The sequence below is a fragment of the Holdemania sp. 1001095H_141210_F2 genome (genome assembly GCF_015558105.1).
In the GTDB taxonomy this organism is placed as follows: Bacteria; Bacillota_I; Bacilli_A; order Erysipelotrichales; family Erysipelotrichaceae; genus Holdemania.
Genome location: NZ_JADNPO010000056.1, coordinates 1 through 2,600 on the forward strand (window position 1 = coordinate 1; position 2,600 = coordinate 2,600).

Annotated in this window: 2 protein-coding genes; both read left to right on the plus strand. The window is 47.7% G+C overall.

Going from position 1 to position 2,600, the window contains the following annotated elements; all coding sequences use genetic code 11:
• Positions 1–200: 200 nt before the first annotated feature.
• On the plus strand, positions 201–1,547 hold the full coding sequence (locus I2G61_RS16190; protein ID WP_072685216.1) for an MATE family efflux transporter: 1,347 nt from the start codon (positions 201–203) through the stop codon (positions 1,545–1,547).
• A 166-nt stretch (positions 1,548–1,713) separates the two neighbouring features.
• Positions 1,714–2,391, plus strand: coding sequence for a phosphoribosylaminoimidazolesuccinocarboxamide synthase (locus I2G61_RS16195; RefSeq protein ID WP_072685217.1), 678 nt, complete (start codon positions 1,714–1,716; stop codon positions 2,389–2,391).
• The last annotated feature ends 209 nt before the right edge of the window (positions 2,392–2,600 follow it).

A 2,600-nucleotide genomic window follows, 5' to 3' on the forward strand; every position in this document is an offset into this window, starting at 1 on the left:
TTTACTCTGTTTCTCCTTTTACTCTGCCCCGATACACATTTTCTTCTTTACCTGCGTTTACTTTTACTATTGACCCATTTTGCGCCGCAGGATACTCAATTCAAATTAATTATGTTTAAGCGATGCTCAGAAAAAGCTTGTGGGCGCAGATCAGGTAGGCTATAATGTTCTGGATTTTGTAAATCGGAAGGGGGAAAAGAATGCATAATCGAATGACGGAAGGCAGTCCGCTGAAACTGATCCTGATGTTTGCGATGCCGGTTTTGTTAGGCAATGTCTTCCAGCAATTTTATAATATGGCCGATACGATGATGGTCGGCAGGATTCTGGGGGTGGACGCTTTGGCGGCAATGGGCGCTACGGCTTCGGTTTCCGGTCTGGTTTTGGGCTTGAATATCGGTTTGGCGCAGGGCTTTGCGATTCCGATCGCGCAGTATGTCGGCGCTGGAGACATGGGGAAAGTCAGAAAAGCGGTAGCGGGCACGCTGATGCTGGGGGTGATCTTTGTTCTCGGCATTACGATCGCTGCGCTTATGACAGGCATTCCGGTACTGAAGCTGTTGGGGACGCCGGAAGAAATCATGGGAATGTCAGTTGAGTATATCTTTATTATTTACGGCGGGCTGATCATCACGATGATGTACAACATGGCCGCCAGTATCTTACGTTCCTACGGCGACAGCCGGACTCCGCTGTATTTTCTGATTCTGGCCTCGCTGACCAACATTGTGCTGGACTATGTATTTTTAAAGACCCTGCGGATGGGCGTCGGCGGCGCGGCGATTGCGACGTTGATTTCCCAAGCCCTGTCCGTCGTGCTCTGCGTCTTGTATATCAAAGAAAAGACAAGCTTTCTGATTCCGGGAAAAGAGGATTTCTGCTGGGATAGAGAGATGCTGAAAGCGCAGCTGTCGTTGGGAATCTCCATGGGTTTGATGAATTCGATCGTTTCGATCGGCTCGGTCATTCTGCAAAGCGCCGTCAACAAGCTGGGGTCGGTGATCATCGCCGGACATACTGCTTCCCGCAAGGTGATCGAAATGTTCATGCAGCCGCTGATCAGCATCGGCGTTACCGCAACAACCTATGTTTCACAGAATCTGGGGGCCGGGAAGCTCGAACGGATCCGCAAAGGGCTGCACTGCTGCACGGCGATCAGCTTTGTGTGGTCGACGTTCTGCATCCTCATTTCCTTCTGGGGAATTGACTTGATCCTGGCGCTGGTGGTGGACGCGAAGGAGATTCAGGTCATCGCCACCGCCCGGCAGTATTTTAAAATCAACGTGTTCTTCTTCTATGCTTTGTCGGTTTTGTTTATCTACCGCAACGCGCTGCAGGGATTGGGAAAAAGTCAGGCGCCGATCTTTTCCAGCTGTATCGAGATGGTCGTGAAGATCCTGGCGACGCTGCTGCTGACGCCGGCTCTGGGGTATCTGGGCGTATGTTATACCGAACCGATTGCCTGGATCTTGATGGCGGTGTTTCTGTTGGCGGCCTTTTACCGGGATCCCCGGTTCCATCCCGACTTTCATCACAAAAAAGTCTGAACAAAGACACGAAAAAGGTTGGTATAAATGTGGAAATCGCTTTCTTTAACTGCGCGGTGCCAAAACGATAAAAAAGGAAAGAAAAATCTGGCAGATTGCGGTAAATTTTTGTGCCGAATGGGCATAACTGTGCTAAACTAGTTCTGCATTATATGGAGGAAAAGGCATGAATAAAGTTTACACTGGAAAGACAAAAGATGTTTACGCGTTAGACAACGGCAACTACCAGCTGAAATTCAAGGACGATTGCACGGGCACCGACGGCGTCTTCGATCCGGGAGCCAACACCGTTGGATTGCAGATTGAAGGCATTGGCCGCGAAAATCTGAAAGTATCGGTTTATTTCTTCGAAATTTTGAAAAAAGCAGGTGTGAAAACACATTATGTCAGTGCGGATATCGACAATGCGACAATGGAAGTGCTGCCGGCGAAGGTGTTCGGCAAAGGTCTGGAAGTCATCTGCCGTTACCGTGCGGTCGGAAGCTTCATCCGTCGTTATGGCGCCTATATGGAAAGCGGCACACCGCTGAACGCTTATGTGGAAACAACGCTGAAAGATGATGATCTGGGTGATCCGCTGATCACGCCGGATGGTCTGGAAGCGATTGGGGTCATGACGCTGGATCAGTATGCACAGATGAAGGCGATGACGCAGAAGATTTCCGGTATTGTCAAAGACACGCTGGCGGAAAAAGGTCTTGATCTGTACGACATCAAGTTTGAATTCGGTTATTATAACGGCGAAGTTATCTTAATTGATGAAATTGCGTCAGGCAATATGCGCGTTTACAAAGACGGCGAAATTGTTGAACCGACGGATCTGACAAAATTAATCTTAGGGTAAACGTAAGCAAGACTCAGAACGGGAACGGATGAAAATCCGTTCTTTTTCGTGATTAAAATAGAGAAATGAAATTGAAAACAAAACGGTACTGAGTTATAATAAGCTCAGAAAGATTAACTCAAAAAAGTATTTTTACAAATTTCAATTCTTTTAGGGGGCTTTTCCTGATTTTCCGCAATATTAATATTAGGAGGCTCCTGAATATGAAA